General features: G+C 41.0%; 17 protein-coding genes. 15 read left to right on the forward strand and 2 right to left on the reverse strand.

Features of this window, described 5'->3' with window-relative positions; genetic code table 11:
• Nucleotides 1-18 precede the first annotated feature (18 nt).
• The 8 genes from argJ to clpB all read left to right on the forward strand — a co-directional run bounded on the left by argJ (nt 19) and on the right by clpB (nt 11,564).
• Nucleotides 19-1,239 carry a bifunctional ornithine acetyltransferase/N-acetylglutamate synthase gene (gene argJ, locus NSU19_RS05655; RefSeq protein WP_339199133.1) on the forward strand — a complete coding sequence of 407 codons (1,221 nt, stop codon included), beginning with the start codon at nt 19-21 and terminating at the stop codon, nt 1,237-1,239.
• A complete protein-coding gene (argB, locus tag NSU19_RS05660) occupies nt 1,202-2,014 on the forward strand; it encodes an acetylglutamate kinase (protein ID WP_327856678.1) in 813 nt (270 codons plus the stop codon). The genes argJ and argB overlap by 38 nt, the downstream gene beginning before the upstream one ends.
• A complete protein-coding gene (locus NSU19_RS05665) occupies nt 2,011-3,168 on the forward strand; it encodes an acetylornithine transaminase (protein WP_066248379.1) in 1,158 nt (385 codons plus the stop codon). The genes argB and NSU19_RS05665 overlap by 4 nt, the downstream gene beginning before the upstream one ends.
• Nucleotides 3,169-3,225: 57 nt before the next feature.
• Nucleotides 3,226-4,290 (forward strand): carbamoyl phosphate synthase small subunit, encoded by a 1,065-nt coding sequence (locus tag NSU19_RS05670; RefSeq protein WP_063387018.1) that lies wholly within the window; start codon nt 3,226-3,228, stop codon nt 4,288-4,290.
• Nucleotides 4,283-7,360 carry a carbamoyl phosphate synthase large subunit gene (locus NSU19_RS05675; RefSeq protein WP_339199136.1) on the forward strand — a complete coding sequence of 1,026 codons (3,078 nt, stop codon included), beginning with the start codon at nt 4,283-4,285 and terminating at the stop codon, nt 7,358-7,360. The genes NSU19_RS05670 and NSU19_RS05675 overlap by 8 nt, the downstream gene beginning before the upstream one ends.
• Nucleotides 7,357-8,277, forward strand: coding sequence for an ornithine carbamoyltransferase (gene argF, locus NSU19_RS05680; RefSeq protein WP_339199139.1), 921 nt, complete (start codon nt 7,357-7,359; stop codon nt 8,275-8,277). The genes NSU19_RS05675 and argF overlap by 4 nt, the downstream gene beginning before the upstream one ends.
• Nucleotides 8,278-8,635: 358 nt before the next feature.
• On the forward strand, nt 8,636-8,815 hold the full coding sequence (locus tag NSU19_RS05685; protein ID WP_063387015.1) for a YjzC family protein: 180 nt from the start codon (nt 8,636-8,638) through the stop codon (nt 8,813-8,815).
• 109 nt (nt 8,816-8,924) lie between these two features.
• Entirely contained in the window at nt 8,925-11,564 is a 2,640-nt protein-coding gene (gene clpB / locus NSU19_RS05690) for an ATP-dependent chaperone ClpB (protein ID WP_339199142.1), read from the forward strand.
• 540 nt (nt 11,565-12,104) lie between these two features.
• On the opposite strand, the gene NSU19_RS05695 is transcribed toward clpB, so the two are convergent.
• Complete coding sequence (locus tag NSU19_RS05695) at nt 12,105-12,287, reverse strand: YjzD family protein (RefSeq protein ID WP_063387013.1); 183 nt, start codon at nt 12,285-12,287, stop codon at nt 12,105-12,107.
• Nucleotides 12,288-12,433: 146 nt separating this feature from the next.
• On the opposite strand from NSU19_RS05695, the gene NSU19_RS05700 reads away from it, so the two are divergent.
• The 3 genes from NSU19_RS05700 to NSU19_RS05710 all read left to right on the forward strand — a co-directional run bounded on the left by NSU19_RS05700 (nt 12,434) and on the right by NSU19_RS05710 (nt 15,384).
• Nucleotides 12,434-13,171, forward strand: coding sequence for a hypothetical protein (locus NSU19_RS05700; protein WP_311067038.1), 738 nt, complete (start codon nt 12,434-12,436; stop codon nt 13,169-13,171).
• Nucleotides 13,172-13,310: 139 nt separating this feature from the next.
• Complete coding sequence (locus tag NSU19_RS05705) at nt 13,311-14,159, forward strand: hypothetical protein (protein WP_327873811.1); 849 nt, start codon at nt 13,311-13,313, stop codon at nt 14,157-14,159.
• Between the two features lie 274 nt (nt 14,160-14,433).
• Nucleotides 14,434-15,384: a BMP family ABC transporter substrate-binding protein gene (locus tag NSU19_RS05710; protein WP_339199146.1), complete on the forward strand. Its 951-nt coding sequence runs from the start codon at nt 14,434-14,436 to the stop codon at nt 15,382-15,384.
• A 55-nt stretch (nt 15,385-15,439) separates the two neighbouring features.
• Here NSU19_RS05710 and NSU19_RS05715 read toward each other — a convergent pair whose 3' ends face one another.
• Nucleotides 15,440-15,712 carry a hypothetical protein gene (locus tag NSU19_RS05715; RefSeq protein ID WP_063387009.1) on the reverse strand — a complete coding sequence of 91 codons (273 nt, stop codon included), beginning with the start codon at nt 15,710-15,712 and terminating at the stop codon, nt 15,440-15,442.
• 213 nt (nt 15,713-15,925) lie between these two features.
• On the opposite strand from NSU19_RS05715, the gene NSU19_RS05720 reads away from it, so the two are divergent.
• From NSU19_RS05720 to NSU19_RS05735, 4 genes are all read left to right on the forward strand, one after another.
• Nucleotides 15,926-16,858 (forward strand): beta-ketoacyl-ACP synthase III, encoded by a 933-nt coding sequence (locus NSU19_RS05720; RefSeq protein ID WP_063387008.1) that lies wholly within the window; start codon nt 15,926-15,928, stop codon nt 16,856-16,858.
• Between the two features lie 69 nt (nt 16,859-16,927).
• Entirely contained in the window at nt 16,928-18,172 is a 1,245-nt protein-coding gene (gene fabF / locus NSU19_RS05725) for a beta-ketoacyl-ACP synthase II (RefSeq protein WP_063387007.1), read from the forward strand.
• A 773-nt stretch (nt 18,173-18,945) separates the two neighbouring features.
• Nucleotides 18,946-19,725 carry a DUF2268 domain-containing protein gene (locus tag NSU19_RS05730; RefSeq protein WP_063387006.1) on the forward strand — a complete coding sequence of 260 codons (780 nt, stop codon included), beginning with the start codon at nt 18,946-18,948 and terminating at the stop codon, nt 19,723-19,725.
• A 91-nt stretch (nt 19,726-19,816) separates the two neighbouring features.
• Nucleotides 19,817-21,463: a peptide-binding protein gene (locus NSU19_RS05735; protein WP_339199150.1), complete on the forward strand. Its 1,647-nt coding sequence runs from the start codon at nt 19,817-19,819 to the stop codon at nt 21,461-21,463.
• Nucleotides 21,464-21,533 lie beyond the last annotated feature (70 nt).

The following is a 21,533-nucleotide window of genomic DNA, read 5'->3' on the forward strand; positions in this document are numbered from 1 at the left end:
CATCAAGGAGGACTTCTAGTGACAACCAAAATAAGAAAAATAGACAACGGTTCAATTACAACACCGAAAGGCTTTTATGCAGGCGGCTATGAAGCGCACATCCGCTACACTCATAAAAAAGACATCGGCATCATTTATAGTGACGTTTCAGCAACAGCTGCAGCTGTTTACACACAAAACGTTGTGCAAGCTGCCCCAATTTTTGTGACAAAAGAGAGCATTGCAAAGGAAAACAAAATTCAAGCGGTGATTGTCAACAGCGGCAACGCCAATGCCTGTACAGGCGAAAAAGGTTTAAGCGATGCATACGCAATGCGGAAATGGACAGCTGAAAAGCTTGGAATTGCAGATCATCTTGTGGCTGTCGCTTCAACAGGAGTGATTGGCGAATATTTAAACATGGAAAAAGTCCAAGAGGGGATCAACAATATTGAATATGAACGTTCATCAGCAGGAGCCAAAAGCTTTGCCGAGGCTATTTTGACAACAGATACGTGTGAAAAGACTGCCTGCTATCAATTTGAAATCGAGGGAAAACAGGTGACCATCGGCGGAGCAGCAAAAGGATCGGGGATGATTCATCCCAACATGGCGACAATGCTCGGGTTTTTGACGACAGATGCGAATATCAATGAAAAATCGCTGCAGCAAGCTTTTCGAGAAGTTATCGATGAAACGTTTAATCAAATAACCGTTGACGGCGATACATCAACAAATGATATGGTGCTTGTTTTAGCAAACGGAAAAGCTGAACACTCAATGCTGACGGAAGAGCATCCAGATTGGCCTGTTTTTAAAGAGGCGTTGAGAAAAGTAAGCGAAGATTTAGCAAAGCAAATTGCCAGAGACGGTGAAGGCGCGACAAAATTGATTGAAGTTTCTGTTAATGGGGCTAAATCAAAGCAGGAAGCGAACATCATTGCCAAGACGATTGTCGGATCCTCCCTCGTCAAAACTGCAATATATGGAAAAGATGCGAACTGGGGAAGAATCTTGTGCGCCGCCGGCTACAGCGGAGCGGAATTCGATCCGAATCAAATGGAAGTGTATCTCGGCCATATCTTATTATTTAAAAACGGATTGCCGGCTTCATTTTCGGAACAAGAAGCGATCCAATATTTGGATCAGGAAATCGTAGAAATCAAGGTAATGTTAAATAATGGTGAAGCACAAGGAAAAGCATGGGGATGTGATTTAACATATGAGTATGTCAAAATCAATGCAAGTTACCGGACATGATAAACCGATTGTTGTCATTAAGCTTGGCGGCAGCATGCTGGAACAGCTGTCAGAAAGCTTTTTAGACAGCATAAAAGAACTGTTAACTACGAAACGGGTCATTATCGTCCACGGCGGAGGACCGGACATTAACAATATGTTGACAAAATTAAATGTAAAAAGCGAGTTTTACAACGGCATGCGTAAAACGACAAAAGAAGTGCTTGAAATTGCAGAAATGGTTCTTTCAGGAAAAATTAACAAACAGCTTACGGCTCTGTTGACACAAAAAAATGTGAAAGCGATCGGCCTTTCAGGCACTGATGGTCAGCTAATTGTCTCGTCATTTTTAGATGAAGAAAATCTTGGCTTTGTCGGCAAAGTCGAGCAGATTAATGATGAACTATTGCGTTCGCTGCTAATTCTTGACTATGTTCCAGTCATTGCCCCGATCGGCATAACGGCGGATGGGCAAAAATTAAATATCAACGCAGATCTGGCTGCTAGTGCAATTGCTGAAAAAATAAATGCGGAACAGCTGCTGTTTGTGACAAATGTTCCGGGAATTTTACATGACGGCAAGCTTATTGAAGAAGCGACGGAAACGATGATCGAAAAACTCATTGAACAGAAGGTTATTTACGGCGGGATGATTCCGAAAGTACAGGCGGCTTTAGATGCGCTTTCTGATCAGCTTGAGCATGTGATGATTGTGAGCGGCAACGACCGTATTTTTAAGGAAGGGAAAATGATCGGGACGAAAATTACGAAAAAACGAGAGGTCGTGGTCAAATGAGTTATTTATTTCCAACCTATGCGAAGTGGGATGTGGCGATTGAAAAAGCAGAAGGAAGCTATGCATATGATGCAAACGGAAAAAAATATTTAGATTTTATTTCCGGAATTGCTGTATGCAACCTGGGTCATTGTCCGAAACAAGTGGCGGATGCCATCACTGAACAGCTGCAAAAGGTATGGCATACTTCTAATCTTTTTCATATCCCCCTTCAAGAAGAGGTTGCCAAGCAATTGGTGGAGCATTCAAGCGGAGATGCCGTATTTTTTGCGAACAGCGGTGCCGAAGCGAATGAAGCCGCCATTAAACTGGCTAGAAAACATACCGGCAAACATAAAATCATTACATTTTACCAGTCTTTTCACGGCAGAACATTTGCGACTATGACGGCTACTGCTCAAGAAAAAGTACATAAAGGGTTCGGTCCTCTCATTCCTACGTTCGAATATCTTCCTTACAATGATGCAGCTGCGGTGAAAAACATTCATGATGAGGATATAGCTGCTTTTATGCTGGAAGTGGTTCAGGGCGAGGGAGGAGTTATTCCTGCAACGAAGGAATTTTTACAGGCGGTAGAAGAAAAGTGCAGCGAGATCGGCGCATTATTCATCGTCGATGAGGTGCAAACTGGAATCGGACGCACCGGAAAAGCATTCGGCTACCAGCATTACGGCATTTCTCCGGATATTATCACTGTCGCCAAAGGATTGGGAAGCGGATTTCCTGTCGGAGCCATGATCGGAAAACAAGAATTGATCGAAAGTTTTTCACCGGGAACACACGGTTCAACGTTCGGCGGGAATTATTTGGCTATGGCAGCTGCGAAAGCAACTTTGGAAACTGTTTTTCAGCCAAGCTTTTTGCAAAGCGTTCAGGAAAAAGGTCAGCGGCTGTTCGAAGGTCTATCAGAACTCTTGAGAGATGTGCCTACTGTAAAAAAAGTGCGGGGTAAAGGATTGCTGCTTGGAATTGAGCTGGATATTGAGGTCAATAAAGTGCTTGCTTCTTTAAGAGAAGAAGGACTTCTAGCACTTTCAGCTGGATCCAATGTGTTACGGCTTCTTCCTCCGCTCACTGTTTCGAATGAAGAAATTGATTTAGGACTGGGCATTATTGCTTCTGTTTTGAAAAAAGAAAAAATCTTCTCTTCCTAAAAGAGGAGAATTTTCTTGCAAATTGTTGTATAAATATACATCAAAGAGGTGTTCAATATGCAAGGTTATCTTGTATTAGAAGATGGAACAGTTTTTGAAGGCAAGATGGATGAAATCGTGTCTCCTGTTAAAGGGGAACTCGTTTTTTATACAGGAATGACAGGATATCAAGAGGTGTTGACAGATCCTTCCTACAAAGATCAAATCGTCGTTTTTACGTATCCGCTTATTGGCAATTACGGTATCAATGATCAAGATTTTGAAAGCAAAAAGCCGCAGGTGAAAGGGGTCATCCTTTTTCAGCTGACTGAACACTATTCCCATTATAAAGCGAACCGTTCATTAAAAGACTATTTACAAAAATGGAATATTCCTTATTTAACAAATGTTGACACGAGAGCTGTTGTCAAACAAATCCGATCAAAAGGGACATTGCATGCGGTCATTTCAAAAGACAAACAATACGACTCTCAGGATAAGCTCTCCGATTTTCCGATTCGCGACGTTTCTGCAAGCGAAATCGAAACGTTTGGCAATGGTGCGACACACATTGCGTTAATTGATTTTGGATTTAAAAAATCGATTTTGAATTCTTTGCTGAAAAGAGGCTGTAAAGTTTCAGTCGTTCCGTTTCATCAAATGGAAAAAGTGTTTGAAATCAAGCCGCATGGCATCGTGCTGTCGAACGGACCGGGCGATCCAAAGCAAATGAAAAATTATTTTTCTACATTAAACCAATTGATGAAGCAATATCCGACGCTCGGGATTTGTTTAGGGAATCAGCTGATTGCCCTGTCGTTTGGCGGGAATACAACAAAGCTCAGATTCGGGCACCGCGGAGCAAACCATCCGGTAATTGATCAAAAAACAGGAAACGTATTTATTACATCACAAAACCACAGCTATGTGGTGGATAAAAAAAGCTTGGAAAAAACACCTCTTAAATTGCGATATACAAATGTCAATGACGGCTCAGTTGAAGGGCTTGAGCATGAAAAATTGAAAGTCATGTCTGTTCAATTTCATCCGGAAGCCCATCCAGGACCGGAAGATGCTAGTTTTATTTTTGATGAATTTTTAGACACATATGTAGCAGCAGGGAGAGAAAAAGTCTATGCCTAAAGATACATCATTAAACAAAATACTAGTGATCGGTTCAGGTCCGATCATTATCGGCCAAGCGGCGGAATTTGACTATTCTGGGACACAGGGATGCTTGGCGTTAAAAGAAGAAGGATTTGAAGTTGTACTTGTTAACAACAATCCTGCAACGATTATGACCGATACGAAAATTGCCGATGCGGTCTATTCAGAGCCGCTTACGGTGGAAAGCATTGAAAAAATAATTGCAAAAGAACGTCCAGACGGCCTTTTGGCAACATTGGGGGGGCAGACGGCTTTAAATCTAGCTGTGGAGCTTGATCAGGCAGGGATTTTGCAAAAATACGGCTTGAAACTGCTCGGAACCTCGATCGAATCGATTCAAAAAGGGGAGGACCGGGAGCTGTTTCGAAAGCTGATGATTGATTTGAACGAGCCGATCCCGGAAAGCAAAATTGTGGAGGATGTTCCGTCCGCCCTTCAATTTGCTGATGAAATTGGTTTTCCGATTATCATTCGTCCGGCTTATACGCTTGGCGGCAAAGGCGGAGGCATCGCCTACAACCGAGAAGAGTTTATTTCCATTGTCACAAATGGACTTAAAATGAGCCCAATCAATCAAGTGCTTGTGGAAAGAAGCATTGCCGGATTTAAGGAAATCGAATATGAAGTGATGCGCGATGCAAAAGGTACTTGTATTACCGTCTGCAATATGGAAAACATTGATCCAGTCGGAATTCATACCGGGGATTCGATCGTTGTTGCCCCATCTCAAACATTAACAGATGAAGAATATCAAATGCTCCGGCAGGCGGCTTTGAAAATCATCGATGCATTAAAGGTGGTCGGGGGCTGCAATATTCAGTTTGCACTTGACCCTGAAAGCAAGCAATATTACGTGATTGAGGTCAACCCTAGGGTAAGTCGCTCTTCCGCACTTGCTTCGAAAGCGACCGGTTACCCAATTGCCAGAATGGCTGCAAAGCTAGCTGTTGGCTACTCATTAGCGGAGCTGAAGAACCCGTTAACGATGTCGACATATGCCAGCTTTGAACCTGCACTTGACTATGTAGTTGTCAAATTTCCGCGCTGGCCGTTTGATAAATTTACAAAAGCAGATCGGAAGCTTGGAACAAAGATGAAAGCAACCGGCGAAGTGATGGCGATCGAACGGACGATGGAAGCCGCTCTGCAAAAAGCTGCGGAATCGTTGGAATTAAATAATATCGGCATTTATTTGCCTAAGCTTGTGAAAGAAGATACGTCAGCTCTTATTAACCGCCTCCAGCATGCAGATGATGAACGCTTTTTCATCTTAATGGAGCTGTTAAGAAGAGGAGTTTCTATAAATGAGCTTCACAGCCAGACAAAAATTGACTATTATTTCTTGCATGTTTTCAACCATCTAATTGAACTTGAAGGAAAAGCGAAAAAAGAAAAGCTGTCTCCAAGCCTTTTAAAAGAACTGAAATTTTTCGGCTTTTCCGACCGTTCGATTTCATATTGGCAAAAGACAGAAGAAAAAGAAATCCGAAAGCTCCGCAAAGAGTGGGGGATTAAAGCCATATTCAAAATGGTTGATACATGTGCCGCAGAATTTGAAGCGAGAACAAATTATTTCTATTCTACGTACGTTTTCGGTGAAAACGAAGCTGTCTCCACAAGCGGAAAGAAGAAGGCGCTTGTCATTGGTTCCGGCCCGATTCGCATCGGACAGGGAGTTGAGTTTGACTACAGTGCTGTTCACTGCATTCAAACATTGCAAAAGCTTGGATATGACGCGATCATGATCAACAATAATCCTGAGACGGTCAGCACTGATTATGAAACAGCGGATCGATTATATTTTGAGCCGTTAACAGTAGAACATATATTAAATGTTGTTGAAAATGAAAACATTGACGTAACGCTCGTCCAATTTGGCGGCCAGACGGCGATCAACTTAGCGGAGAAGCTTGAAAAAGCAGGCGTGAAGCTGCTTGGTACAACTTCTGAGCTTCTGGACATATTGGAGGATCGAGAAAGATTTTATCAGCTATTAGACGAAACGAATATCCCGCACATTCAAGGAGCAATGGCACATACAAAAGAGGAGGCGATATCGGAAGCGAAAAAGCTGCGGTATCCGATCCTGTTAAGACCTTCATATGTTATTGGCGGAAAAGGCATGGTGAAGGTAAAAAATCAAGAAGAGCTGCTTTCGTTAGTGGAGCAGACGGACGAAAATCATTTTCCTCTTCTTTTAGATGAATTCCTTTTTGGTCAGGAAGCGGAGGTTGATTTAATAGCTGACGGGAAAAATGTGTTTATTCCGGGATTTATGGAGCATATCGAGCCCGCTGGTGTTCATTCTGGCGATAGTTATGCGATTTTTCCAGCTGTGTCGTTGTCAAAAGAAATAAAAGAAAAAATGACCGACTATGCGGAAAGAATGGTTCAACATTTGCAATATAAAGGCATTATGAACATTCAATTTTTAATTGATGGTCAGGACGTTTATGTGCTGGAAGTGAATCCGCGTGCGAGCCGGACTGTGCCGATCGTCAGCAAAGTTGCCGGAGTGCCGTTAGTAGATCTTGCGACAACCATTTTAACCGGAAAAATGTTAACTGACTTACATCCTCAAATAGCAGCCCATGAATATGTGGCTATTAAATATCCGGTATTTTCAACGCACGCCCATTCAGATGTCGATATGAAACTAGGTCCGGAAATGAAATCGACGGGCGAAGGAATGTGTGTCGGCAAATCTGTGGAGGAAGCGATGCGGAAGGTATTCGATCATTTATTTCCAATTCATTCGGACGGTATTTTTGTGGATGGAGATAAGAAAGATGATGTACTCGATTATATAAAACCGGTAACGGATAATTTTGAAAGTTGGCTTGAGAAAAAAGAAGCGGTGCTTTATTATAATCCGGAAGAAAACGATCAGGCAAAGGCAAGACGACAAAAAGCGCTTGAACGAGGAATTATGGTATTGACGGAAGAAGCATCATTTCAGGCATTTTTAAGTGCACTAACAGTTAGCAAATACACGCCTATTTCTTTACATGAACTGTCAGAAAAAGGAGTCGAAATGAGTTTATGAGCACACTTAAAGGTCGTAACGTTTTAAAGCTGCTTGATTTTACATCAGAAGAAATTCAATATTTGCTCGAGGAAGCATTGAAATTAAAGCAAAATCCGCTATCAAACGTCCTTCATGGGAAAACGCTGGCGATGATTTTCGAAAAATCATCCACTCGAACTCGTGTCTCCTTTGAAGTAGGAATGCTGCAATTAGGGGGACATGCGCTTGCCCTTTCTTCAAAAGAGCTTCAGCTCGGGCGCGGTGAGACAATCGCTGATACAGCGAGAGTATTGTCGCGATATGTGGATGCCATTCTTCTCCGCACAACTGACCACAATCGGGTCAAAGAGCTTGCCGAATATGCAACTGTCCCTGTCATCAATGGTTTGTGCGACTTGTACCATCCTTGCCAAGCGTTAGCTGATTTATTGACAATTTATGAGCTGAAAGGCAAATTTTCAGGCGTAAAAGTCGTTTATGTTGGCGACGGCAACAATGTAGCCCACTCCCTTATGGTTGGCTGCGCAAAAGTTGGCGCTCATTTTACGATCGCAGCCCCAGAAGGCTATGAGCCAAATGAAATCATTTTGAAACAGGCGAAAGAAATTGCTGGCGAAACGGGCGGGAAAGTCGAATTAATTCATAATCCAGACGAAGCGGTTCAGGATGCTGATATTATTTATACGGACGTTTGGGTCAGCATGGGGCAGGAAGAAGAAACAGAAGCAAGAATGAAAGCATTTAAACCGTTTCAAGTAAATCAATCCTTGCTGGCAAAAGCAAAACGAGATGCAAGCTTCCTTCACTGCCTGCCGGCTGCGCGCGGTTTGGAAGTGACAGATGAAGTGATGGACGGAAGCCAATCAGCGGTATTTTTGCAGGCCGAAAACCGCCTTCATGCGCAAAAAGCAATTTTAAAAGAAATTATGGCTTAACAAGATCTTTCGTTGATAAAGCAGGATGATCTCCTGCTTTTTTCTTTTGAAACCGGGGCGAAAGGTTTTACTCTACTGCATATATATCCAGACAAAAAAGAACGACAGGTGAGACGATTTTGGGAATAATTGTAAATAATGATTCTCGCAGAAACAGTAAAAAGAGCTTTTGATCCAGCATTCGGTGCTTGAACGCTTAAACGATTTTTTCAAAAGGATGCCATATGCAGTGAGTTCGATTTTGGGCGTTGAGTAAAGTTTCGAAGTACATCACATAATGAAAATTATCAAAGGTGTTTCTGTCTATACATGAAAAATCTTCTGATAGCCAACAATAATGTCCAAGGAGGGATGATTCATGGGTCAAAATCGTCAATTCAGGCCTGGTCAAAAAGCACCTAACAACGGAATTTACATCGAAGTCGGCGAGACCGGATCGATGGTGGTCGATCCCAAAAAGGTTGAACTCAAAGCAGGAGATCGATTCCCCGAAACATCCAACCATAATCGGGTTTGGACCTATAAGCGCAAGCCGTAATATTTCGAACAACGCTAAGCCATTCGGAAAACGAATGGCTTTACTTGATTTATAAAGAAGTTATAATAAAATTAAAGGTCAAAAAAAGTCAAAATAGGGGCGTTTCGGTATGGATGTAAATCTATTCACGGAGAAGCTGCAAAAAGGTCTGGTAGAAGCTCAAAAAATCGCAAAAGAACATGAACATCAAGAAGTGGATGAATTTCATATTTTACTTGCTTTTCTGCGGCAGTCTGACGGGATTTTTCCAAGAATTTTAGAAAAGCTTAAATGTCCTGTACAACAAATTGAGTCAGCGATCAACGAGTATTTACAAAAAAAGCCGAAAATATCTGTTCACGGAAACGGTGAGGTAAGTATTTATATTTCCCGTACTCTTTCAGAAGCTTTTGCAAAAGCGGACGAAATAAGGAAAGATTTTCAAGATGATTATTTATCAGTTGAACATATTATATTGGCATTTACCGAATCGAGCTCAAAAGAAGTGAGAGAGCTTTTTCAGCAATATCACTTAACAAAAGCTGCCATATTGAAAGTGTTAAAGGAAATAAGGGGGAATGCTCGGGTGACATCACCTAATCCAGAAAGCACTTATGAAGTATTGGAGAAATACGGCCGTGATTTAGTTAAAGAGGTGAAAGAAGGAAAAATTGACCCTGTCATTGGCCGTGATCAAGAAATTCGGCGCGTGATCCGAATTTTATCAAGAAAAACGAAAAACAACCCGGTGTTAATCGGTGAACCAGGGGTTGGAAAAACAGCGATCGTGGAAGGATTAGCCCATCGGATTGTACGAAAAGATGTACCGGAGGGATTAAAAGATAAAACAATATTTGCTTTAGATATGAGCTCGCTCATTGCGGGAGCCAAGTTTCGCGGAGAATTTGAAGAAAGATTAAAAGCTGTTTTGCAAGAAATTAAAAAGAGCGATGGACGGATTATTTTATTTATTGATGAATTGCACACAATAGTCGGGGCCGGCAAAACAGAAGGAGCGATGGATGCCGGCAACATGTTAAAGCCGATGCTTGCGAGAGGTGAGCTGCACTGCATAGGAGCAACGACACTTGATGAACATCGCAAGTATATTGAAAAAGATCCGGCGCTTGAGCGGCGTTTTCAACAGGTGCTTGTGAGCGAACCGTCTGTGGAAGACACGATTTCTATTTTACGAGGACTAAAAGAACGGTTTGAAATCCATCATGGAGTCAAAATTCATGATTCGGCGATTGTAGCTGCGAGTGAGCTCTCGCACCGCTATATTACAGAACGCTTCCTGCCTGATAAAGCGATTGATTTAATCGATGAAGCATGCGCGATGATCCGCACGGAAATAGATTCAATGCCGACAGAACTTGATGAAGTGACGAGAAGGATTATGCAGCTTGAAATTGAAGAGGCTGCATTGAAAAAAGAAACGGATGACATCAGCCGAATCAGATTGGAAGAGTTGCAAAAGGAACTTGCAAATTTAAAAGAGAAAGCAAATGAAATGAAGGCGAAATGGCAGCTTGAAGTCGAAGGTATTCAACAGCTTAGAAGCTTGAGGGAAGAGCTGGAAAAAGCACGCAGAGATTTAGCTGATGCTGAAAATGAATACGATTTAAACAAAGCGGCTGAGCTGCGCCATGGAAAAATTCCGGCGCTGGAAAAACAAATCAAACAGCTGGAAGAAGAAATGAAGCAGAAAGAGGAAAACAAGATGCTTCGCGAGGAAGTAACAGAAGAGGAAATTGCCGGTATTGTGTCAAGATGGACTGGCATTCCGGTAGCAAAGCTTGTACAAGGGGAAAGAGAAAAGCTTCTGAAGCTTGAACAAATATTAAAAGAAAGGGTCATCGGGCAAGACGATGCAGTTGAATTAGTATCGGATGCAGTTTTGCGTGCGCGGGCAGGCATAAAAGATCCGAACAGGCCGATCGGCTCCTTCCTCTTTTTAGGTCCGACAGGGGTCGGGAAAACGGAGCTGGCGAAAGCATTGGCAGAAGCGCTTTTTGACAGCGAGGACGAAATAGTCCGCATTGATATGTCGGAGTATATGGAAAAACATTCTGTCTCAAGGCTGATCGGCGCACCTCCGGGTTATGTCGGATATGAAGAAGGAGGACAGCTGACGGAAAAAGTTCGGAGACATCCGTACTCGGTTATATTACTGGACGAAATCGAAAAGGCTCACCCAGAAGTGTTTAACATATTGCTGCAAATGCTTGATGACGGCAGGGTGACCGATTCGAAAGGAAGAACAGTTGATTTTAAAAATACAGTGATCATTATGACATCCAACATCGGTTCTCAGCATTTGCTCTCCGGTTTAAATGATGAGGGGGAAATAACAGACGAAGCGAAAAAGAAAGTTCTTGATGAGCTCTCCATGCATTTCCGGCCAGAATTTTTAAACCGGATTGATGACACGATCCTGTTCAAGCCTTTAACAATGAACGAAGTAAAAGGAATAGTAGAAAAACTTTTAAAAGAGCTTCAAGCGCGCCTATCCCATAAACAACTTACACTAAAGATTACAGATGAAGCGAAGGAATTCATTGCAAAAAGAGGATTTGATCCTGTATTTGGCGCACGGCCGCTGAAACGGTTTATTCAAAAGCATGTAGAGACAAAACTTGCGAAAGCGGTTATTGCTGGAACCGTTCATGATCGTGACCAAGTTCTGTTAGGGGTAGAAAATGAAGAAATTGTTATAAAAACGGATTTGCATGCTCATGAGAAGAGCGGAGCAGCAAAATTAGAATAGCTATAAATGGATATTAAAACCCTTCTCAATCGAGGAGGGTTCTTTTTTTTGTGCGGACCATGTAGACATAGGAAACTGTGTCCTGGCGGCGGGGAATCTGATTCGGAGACTAAAAACAGGGCGAGATTCCTATCAGGCTAGTTTCATGGGGAGATTGCACAGCTAAGCAAGCCTGATTCTGCCTAAAAGACTAGAAAACTATAATTGGAAAAGTGTAGTGATTTATAAGTTTTTCCGCCAATCTTAGTTGTGCTGACGTATACGTAACAGCTTCATGTAAATTTGCTAGGCTGAAATCTTAATTATACTGACGTATATGTTAACTGGTAAGGGTCTGTCCAAAGACAAATCTCCATTGAAAACAAAAAATCACAGGGGATGTCTTAAGCCCAAAAATGACTTATTAGACTATCCCCTTTTTTTGAATTTGTCTATATTATGGCGTAACAAGTGAGGCTTCGCCGATAGCAGCAGGCATCTAATCGCTGATTTTCGTTTTAAATAAAAAGAAATTGGCAATTCGCCAATTTCGACAAATTCTTAATGCTCTTCTGAAGGTTCAGCCGGAATTAACTCCCCAATTATAAAGAGAAGTACGGTAAAAACAACAGAGATTATAATTGCTGTTGAAAAATGGAATGCAGAGCCTGTCATGGAAGAAACAACATAGCTGGCCATGTTGACAAGCAAAAACGTCCAAAAAAATGTTGCGAAATATCTCATTATCTTCACCTCGTTTATTCCTGTCTTTACTTATATTATCATACAACATTTTTCATGAAAACGGTTGTTTCGCGATTTTTTTGCGAGCCTTTTTGACATTTCGTACATACATTATAAAAGGTCATCGATGGAAAGGTGGTGGGCAAATGGAAGGTGTTTCGGAAAGATTTTTTCAAATTGAAAACGAGTGGAATGTCATTCATCTTCCGGAAAAGCCGAACGGATTCGGCATCTTGATCATTGGCGATCGAACCCATTTTGTTGAAAATGGTTCAAGCTACTGGTTGGAGCATTACGGGCGGCGTCAGCTGATCAATACGTTAAAAAGCTGCGGATATACATTGTTTCATTCCAATCTTTACGGACGCCATTGGGGCAGCTCTCACGCCGTTTTGTTGGCAAAACAGCTTTATCATCTTGTCATGAAACAAGAAATTTTAAATAAAAAAATCCATATACTGTCTGAAGGTATAGGAGCACTCGTTGCGCTGCAGTTGATGGAAGAGATGCCAAATTCCATCCGTTCATCGGTGATGATCAATCCTTGTTTGGACATAAAAGCCCAAATAGCGGAAGAGAAAAAGAATAAATTTTTTTACAAACAAATGATAAAAGAACTATCAAAAGCTTACCAATTAGATGAAAAAGCTGTCACCCATTATCCCTTTGTCCGTATACAAGACTTTGTATCAAAAATACCTGTAGGCATCTGGCAGAAAATGAACGGGGGAAGCTATTCCTATAAAATTCATGGAAAAAAATATGAGGAATGGAGAAAGCAGCTGAAAGCTCCAATTCAATTCACATTTTATTTCCAGGAAAATATAAATCGGATCCATGATATGATAAGAAGTTTTTACAAAGAGCATGAAAGAATCTTATAGAAAAGGAATTGAGGACTGGGCGAAAATGCTCAATAAGTGAGCAGGCTGCCCCCTTTTTGTTTGAAAAGGGCATTGGACTAATCTCTTCTTTTTTCGCATACGATACAATAATAGTTTTTTCATAAAGGAGGTTTTCAAAATGTCAACTGCCTTAAAGCAGTGTAAACATATTTTAATTGTTGGGGTTCATCAATTTGAAGGCTTTCATATATGTTCAAAACTGGTAGAGGAAGGATTACTAGTCGATGGAGTGGTAATCGTTCCTAAAAATCCGTTGCAAAAAAAAATATGCGAAGAAGAAATGATGTGGCTCGGGCGGAACGCACATTTTCATTTATTGGAAGAAGACAGCTGGATAGAGGATGCTTCCAAAAAGCAATATGATTTGATTTATTATTGTCAAACAGATCATCAACCGATAGACGATGAAGCTGAAAAACACCGATTGGAAAAAACGGTCGAAATCGCATCCCTCAAGCAGACTCCGATTATTTTTATATTTTCTCTTGAAGGAGAAAATCCGCAGGAAGATAGGGATGAAGAAATTGACAGCTGGATGCAGCAAATAGGACAAAAATGGACTTTCCCTTATTTATTTGTTTATCTTCCAACCGTTTTCGGACCTTGGCAGCCGCTAGGCCATTGGATTTCGAACAGTTTGTTGGAATGTACAGGCATCAGCCGTTCCAAGACGAATGCGAATGAAAAAATTGTCATTCGCGACATTCTTCATATTGATGAAATAGTTCCGGTGTTAACAGAATTTGACGAAGATTTGTTTGCGAAAAAAACAATTTACTTGATTTCCGACGACAAAGAGCGCATCAAGAAGGTGATGAGCTTTTTTGACATTTTTCATTACATTTACAAGCCTATATCGAAAAGCGAACATCATTTAGTTGTTCCAAAGACGGTCGAAAACATTGAAAAGAGTTTGCAAGAATTAAAAGATTTTTTCCTGCACAATACACGCAGACTTTATACCTAAATATAAAATTTCTTTACTTCATTGACGGCGTATAGCAAAATAAAAGAGGAATGAAGTGAAACGTGAAAATTTTAGTACTAAATATACATCGTGTTAAAGAGGAAGCTTCCTAGAGAAACGCCTCATAAGCTATATTTCGTGACAATCAAATTGACCGTAAATTCAAAAGATCGTTTTGAACTTAGCTGAGATCGATATGTAATCATTTCGATTATTGAGAAACCTCACCATTTCAATGATGATGCAGTTCACTGGTTTAAAGGAGTTGCTTGGTATGTATAAAAAAATGTTTGTGATCATTTTTATTTTATTATTTCTCGTTGGCTGCGGACAAGCATCAGAAAAAGGAAAACTGAAAAAGGTGGGTTTGCTCGTTCCTGAAACGATTAATGATCAAGTTTGGGGGACAAAAGGGTATAAAGGGCTGTTAAAAATTCAGTCTGAGCTGAATGTAGATGTTTTTTATAAAGAAGGAATGAATTCCGAAGCGGCGGTGAGGGAGGCGGTCGAAGAATTTCACGGAAAGGGAGTTAATTTAATTATCGGGCACGGTCACGAATATGAGGGTTTTTTTAGAGATTTGCTGGATCTATATCCAGATATTCATTTCGTTTTTTTTAATGGTGATGCAAAAGGCCCGAATGCCACAAGTTTAAATTTTGAGGCGCATGCCATGGGCTTTTTCGCAGGAATGGTGGCAGCACATATGACAAAAACAAACGAAATCGGAATTATTGCCGCTTTTGAGTGGCAGCCTGAAGTGGAGGGGTTTTATCAAGGGGCGCAATTTGAAAATCCAAACGTAACCATTCACATTGAATATGTCCAAGGGTTTGATCATATTGACTTGGCGCTTGAGAAGCTCGATAAGCTTGTCGCAGAAAATGTAGATGTTGTTTATCCGGCAGGCGACAGATACAACGTGCCAGTGATCGAAAAAGTGAAGGAAAAAGGAATATATTCAATTGGCTTTGTTTCAGATCAAAGTGATTTGGGCGAACAAATGGTTTTAACAAGCACAGTACAGCATGTGGATGAGTTGTATTTATTAGTCGCAAAAAAATTTATAAAAGGCGAACTGGAAAGCGGGAATTTATATTTTGATTTTCAAGATGGTGTGATTGATTTAGGGAAGTTCAGCCCTCTAGTAGATAAAGAATTTAAAAATAAAGTTTTAAAATATGTGGAAGAATATAAGAAAACAGGGAAATTGCCTAACGAATAATGCTATGGTGAGATAAATAAAATAAAAATTTTGGGGGATGGTTGAATTCATCCCCTTAATTTTTAAATAGTTTTTTAATTTGATTGACGAACGGCTTTATTTCTTTAATAATTGGCTTCAGCTCAGATAATTTTGTCACAATATCATCGACTTGCTCAAAAATTTTTTGATAGTCTGATTGCTCGTTTTGCTCGTTTTTTTCGGAAGTTTTTTCGGAATGAACCGGAAGCTGCCGGCCGAACATAAATTGGGTAAAAAAATCGGGTTCTGGTGCTTCTGCTTTCTCTTTTTCATCTTCCTGCCGCTCGTTTACGTTTTCATCACTCATTCCCGTTTCACCTTCCGTTCTTTTTTCCTTTTCATCCTATTTTATGAAACAAAACTGAGTAAGGAATAGACGATTAGCTCAATCTATCAGTCAAAAACAAGAAAACCTGTAGTTAACTGTTATGAAGCATATTGCTATAAGTAGAAAAATAATATAAAATTAGTACCAAGTCATAACATTTGATAATAATTTTTTGTGAAGGAGATGTTCTTGATGAGAGCTGGGATCATCGGGATAGGCCGTTATATACCGGAAAAAGTTGTGACTAACTATGATTTAGAAAAAATCATGGATACGTCTGATGAATGGATTCGAACAAGAACCGGCATTGAAGAGCGGAGAATTGCTTCAGATGATATGAAAACATCGGATTTGGGCGCAAGAGCGGCATTAGAGGCCATTGAAGATGCAAAAATTTCCCCGGAAGAAATCGATATGATTATAGTTGCGACCGCAACACCTGATCAATCCTTTCCATCAGTTGCCTGTGTTCTGCAGGAAAGACTTGGTGCAAAACGGGCTGCTGCTTTGGACATAAGCGCCGCATGTTCAGGTTTTATTTATGCGATGGCAACGGCAGAGCAGTTTATACAAACAGGAGCTTATAAAAAAATTCTTGTCGTTGGAGCCGAAAAGCTTTCGAAAATTACGGATTGGAATGACCGTTCAACAGGTGTTTTATTTGGGGATGGTGCCGGGGCGGTTGTTTTAGGAGAGGTAAGTGATGACAGAGGGATTCTCTCATTTGAGCTAGGAGCGGACGGAAGCGGCGGCAAGCATTTATATGAAAAAGGCCATATTGTGATGAACGGGCGTGAAGTATTTAAATTTGCTGTGCGGCAGATGGGAGAATCAAGCATTAATGTATTGGAAAAAGCGGGATTAACGAAAGAAGATGTTGACTTTCTCATTCCGCATCAAGCAAATATCCGCATTATGGAAGCCGCCAGACAACGGCTTGAATTGCCGGAGGAGAAAATGTCCAAGACGATTCACAAGTACGGGAATACTTCCGCAGCATCAATACCAATTTCTTTATACGAAGAAGTAAAAGCTGGTAAAATAAAAGATGGTGATCTTATTGTGATGGTCGGCTTCGGCGGAGGTTTAACATGGGGAGCCATTGCATTAAGATGGGGACAGTAAAATCATTCAATCAAAAATAAAAATGCTTTTTTTCCGTCATACAAACCGAAAAAGGCGAGGTGTAATGATATGGAAAAACGTAGAGTAGTTGTAACAGGCATCGGTGCTGTGACACCGATTGGATTGGATGCGAAAACAAGCTGGGAAAATGCTTTGAAAGGTGTATCAGGCATTGGAGAATTGACGAGAGTCGATAAAGACATATTTCCTGTCAAAGTTTCCGCCGAAATAAACGATTTTAAACCTGAAGATTTTATGGATCGGAAAGAAGCGAGGAAAATGGATCGCTTCACACAATTTGCATTAGCCGCCTCGTTGATGGCGCTTGAAGATTCAGGTTTAAAAATAAATAATGAAAACCGTGAACGGGTAGGTGTTTGGATCGGTTCAGGCATAGGCGGAATGGAGACGTATGAACAGCAATTCGAAACTTTTCTGGAAAAAGGTCCGAGACGTGTAAGTCCTTTCTTTGTTCCGATGATGATTCCTGATATGGCAGCCGGACAGGTGTCCATAGCGATCGGCGCGAAAGGTCCAAATTCATGTACAGTCACTGCCTGTGCAACAGGATCAAATTCAATCGGCGATGCCTTTAAAGTAATTCAACGTGGCGATGCCGATGTGATGATTACGGGCGGAACAGAAGCGCCGCTGACCAAGATGGCTTTTGCAGGTTTCAGTGCAGCAAAAGCGTTGTCGACAAATCCTGATCCGAAAACTGCTAGCCGTCCTTTTGACAAAAACCGCGATGGCTTTGTCATGGGAGAAGGTGCAGGAATACTTGTTCTTGAAGAGCTGGAACATGCTTTAAAACGAGGAGCAAACATTTATGCAGAAATCGTCGGCTATGGATCAACAGGCGATGCCTATCACATTACACAACCGGCTCCTGGCGGAGAAGGCGGAGCACGTGCAATGAAAATGGCAATTCAAGATGCAGGCTTAAAACCGGAAGATATCGATTATATTAATGCCCATGGAACAAGCACCGAATATAATGATAAATTTGAAACATCGGCGATTAAAGAAGTTTTTGGCAGCCATGCTTATCAATTAACCGTCAGCTCGACAAAATCGATGACAGGTCATCTCCTTGGAGCAGCAGGAGGAGTTGAAGCCATTTTCACCATTTTAGCAGTGAAAGAAAATATAATTCCTCCGACAATTAATTATGAAACACCTGATCCTGACTGTGACTTGGATTATGCTGTTAATCAGGCTAAACAAAAAACAGTTCGGGCGGCGCTCAGCAATTCCCTTGGTTTCGGAGGACATAACGCCACGCTCGTTTTCAAGAAATTTGAAGAAGCCTGATGTCAACATATAGGAAATTAAGGATTATATGAAACCGTTATTGCCTAAACAGGCAGTAGCGGTTTTTCTTGTGCGCCCGGCATGGGTGTAATCTATAGGGTGAAAGTCCCGAGCTGCGAAGGCAGAAGTAGCAGTTAGCTTAACGCAAGGGTGTCCGTGGTGACGCGGAATCTGAAGGAAGCGAGCGGCAAACTTTGGGTCTCTCGGAACACGAACTTCATATGAGGCTAGGTATCACTGGGTGAGTTTGCAAGACAAAACAAAGCCCTTTCTGCCGAAGGTGATACAGAGTAAATGAAGCAGATGGATGGAAGGAAAGATTACACTCTTACCCGGGGAGGTCTGGCTGGCACGCCAAGTAACCTTGGTAACCTATCTAGTGATAGATAGCTGAACAGTCAGAAGTCAGCAGAGGTCATAGTATTAGTTGGTCTAGAACAACTAAGAAGGACCGAACAATTAAGAGAGAATAGCCCTTGGCATTCAGTGAGTCATGATGAACACAGAAAACGTAGTACCTCACTTGAGGGAGGAAGCGGTGAATCCCGTGGGAGATCTCTTGGAGGGTGGAGTGACCACTGGCATAAAGAGAACAGCTATTCACGGAAGTTATAAAGACTTGCGTCAATTATCTTAATTGAACCGCCGTATACGGAACCGTACGTACGGTGGTGTGAGAGGACGGGAGTTAATCGCTCCCTCCTACTCGATTTTAAAAAAATTCAAACATCTTTCTTTTCTAATGAATAGTGTAGAAAAGGAGGTGCGAAGATTTGGGAGTTATTGACACAAAAAACTGGTTGAAGGAAAGCCGGAATCCAATCGAGCTTTGTGAAAAGCTAGAGAAATATTTTCACCATTTACAAGCGGAGGAAATCCATCACTACCTGTCACAATACGGCATGCTTCGAACTGGCTATGAACATTGGCTTGTTAAGGCTGATGATTCGAATATTTGGACAAAAGCAAATAACATTTTTTTGAAGTTAAAGAAAAGATGGAACGGTCCAGATGTCCCTATTTTTATTTTTCCTGTTGAAGAGCGAAAAAGTTTTTTTGGGAGAGATTTTAAAGGTCGTTCGGGGTTGTCTTTTCAGGATAAAATGTTTTTATTTTTATCGCCGGATGTAAAAAATGATGAGCTCATTGCGCTATTGATTCACGAATATCATCATATTTGCAGGCTTAGGAAAAATCCGAAGCACGAAAAAGACTATACGCTTCTTGATGCGATTATTTTGGAAGGTTTGGCGGAGCATACGGTTTACAGAACGATAGGTGAGCAGCATGTAACAAATTGGGTGAAAAAATATTCGAAGAGACAACTATACAGCTGGTGGAAAAATTTAATTGTTCCGAATCAAGACATAAAATGGGACCATCCGTTATTCGATCAGCTTTTGTTCGGAAAAGGCTTTTATCCGACCATGCTTGGATACGCAATTGGATATGATATCGTACAAACGTTTTATAAACAAAAACCGTTTTCAACAAAAGAAAGCTTTTATTTGCCTGCCGAACAATTCGTGGAAAGCTATGAAACAAAGGAATAGGTTCCTTTGTTTCTATATTTATTAATAATTTGGACAGACTGTGAATATGAATAAAAAATAGAACGAAACTTCCAATGATGGGGGAATGGATTTGGCACGATTAAAACGACCATGGCTGTATATATCGATTCTCTTGTTTTTATTGCTTCTACATGGCTGCTCAAGTCTGGATTATAATAGAAAGCCGCAACCAACGGTTAAGGAGATAAAGGAGGAAGAGCTCGATCCGCTGATTGTTCCGGAAACATTTATAATCGGTTCAACTGAATCGCCGCAGCTTTTTAATCCTTTGTATTCTCTAGATGAATCAAGCTCGCAGTTAGAAGGGATGCTTTTTGATGGACTGGTGACAGTTGATGAGCAGCTGCGGCCGAAACCGCATCTGGCTGAAAAGATTCAGCAATCAGAGAATAGACTTGAATATACGGTCACCATTCGGCGCGGGGTCAAATTTCATGACGGAAAAGAATTAACGGCGGATGATGTTGTTTTTACTTACAGCATTCCTTTAAGCCCTGATTATAATGGCGAAAGAAGTTCAGACTTTGAAATGATTGAAAGCATTGAAAAGCTTGATAAGTATACAGTGAAATTCCGTTTAAGAGAAAAAGACGCCTCCTTTCTTCCAGTCACATTATCATACGGCATATTGCCGAAGCATTTGTTGAAAAATGTACAGGTTGCAAAATTAAAGGAGCATAAGTTTAATACATCACAGCCTGTGGGCACTGGGCCTTTTCGGTTCGTAAAATGGGAAAAGAATGGATTCGTAGAGCTGGCCGCAAATGAACATTATTTTTTAGGGAAGCCTCGAATCAAATCAATCAAGTATAAAATTGTTCATAACCAGGAAGCTCTTTACGAACAGCTGAAAAACGGCGAGGTTCATTACGCCCCTGAAATAGAACTAACCAATGTAAAAAAAATAAAAAGGTTAAGAGGATTGGACGTTCAATCGAACATTTCCCATTCTTATGTGTTTATCGGCTGGAATGAAAAAAACGAACTTTTTCAAGATAAAAAAGTAAGGCAAGCCTTGACGATGGCGATCAACCGCAAAGCGATCGTTCGCAAGATTTTGCACAGACAAGGAAAGGAAGCACATATTCCAGAAACGCCTATTGCTTCTATTTTTACCGACGAAATTCAAACATTAAAGTATAACCGGAGAGAAGCAAAAAAGCTGCTGAAAGAAGCGGGATGGGAAGATACGGACAGGGACGGCATACTGGATCGAGAAGGAAAAGATTTCTCGTTTACGTTAAAAACGAACAAAGGAAATGTTGTTCGCGAAAAAGTTGCGTTGCTCGTGCAAAAACAATTGAAAGAGATCGGAATTGACGTGAAAACGGAGTTTTGGGAATGGGAAGATTTAATTAAGCAAATTTCACCGCCGAATTGGGATTACGATGCGTTGATTTTAGAATGGTCGTTATCTAAATTTCCGAATCATTTTGATATTTTCCATTCCAGTCAGAGAGAATATGGATTGAACTTTGTTTGGTGGGAAAACGAACAGGCCGACCTGCTGTTGTCTAAATCTAGAAAAATAATGGACGAAAGCGAACGAAAACAAATTTACAAGGAGATATTTCAAATTATCGAGGATGAACAGCCATATACAGTTTTATACTATCCGAAGGAATTTCGGGCGTTGCCTGAACGGTTAAACGGCTATATTTTTCATCCGAAAAATTACTTTTATAAAGTGCATGAATGGTCCTTTTCTGAAAGCTGACAGGCCTGAAATCCGCATTGATCAAAAGTGGAATACGTAATGATGAAAAGTTTTTTGGGCAATGAAAAAT

Source organism: Aeribacillus sp. FSL k6-2211 (genome assembly GCF_037966125.1).
Classification (GTDB): Bacteria; Bacillota; Bacilli; order Bacillales; family Aeribacillaceae; genus Aeribacillus; species Aeribacillus composti.